The following is a 475-nucleotide window of genomic DNA, read 5'->3' as shown; positions in this document are numbered from 1 at the left end:
GGGCTCATCTCTTTCTCCGGGAGGAGGGTTGGGGGGCGGCGCCGGTGTCTTCCAGCCGGCGGTAGTGGGCGATCTTGTCGGCGAGCGCGGCCGCCGAGTGCTGCAGGGTGGCGATCTCGGCCACTACCGTCGCCAGGTGCTTCTCCAGCATCTGCCGGCGCTCCCCGGCGGTGTGGTCGCCGGCGGCGCGCAGGCGGGCGAAGGCCTGCATGCTGGCGACCGGCATGCGGGTGCCGCGCAGGCGCAGCAGGAAGCCGATCCAGGCTACATCGGCGGCGCTGTAGCGGCGGCGGCCGTCGCTGCCGCGCGCCACCGGCCCGATCAGGCCGATGCGTTCGTAGTAGCGCAGGGTGTGCGCGCTGAGCCCGGTGCGGCGGGCGACTTCGTCGATGCTGAGGAAGGTGTCCATGGAAGGCATGCTAGGCGTTCGAGCACGCTCTAAGTCAAGCCGTTTTCACGGACGCATCCGCGGGGG

The 475-nt window shown here is 71.4% G+C and carries 1 protein-coding gene; it reads right to left on the bottom strand.

The window, feature by feature from the left end:
- Positions 1–4 precede the first annotated feature (4 nt).
- Positions 5–418 (bottom strand): MerR family transcriptional regulator, encoded by a 414-nt coding sequence (locus tag GRF61_RS24295; RefSeq protein ID WP_248281438.1) that lies wholly within the window; start codon positions 416–418, stop codon positions 5–7.
- Between the last annotated feature and the right edge of the window lie 57 nt (positions 419–475).

This window comes from Azoarcus sp. TTM-91, assembly GCF_012911025.1.
Taxonomy (GTDB): domain Bacteria; phylum Pseudomonadota; class Gammaproteobacteria; order Burkholderiales; family Rhodocyclaceae; genus Azoarcus.
Note: the sequence above shows the minus strand (reverse complement) of the source record. Positions and strands in the feature narration are given on the sequence as shown.

Coding starts and splice junctions, on each gene's coding strand:
- GRF61_RS24295 (WP_248281438.1), bottom strand. CDS start 418: ATGCCTTCCATGGACACCTTCCTCAGCATCGACGAAGTCGCCCGCCGC.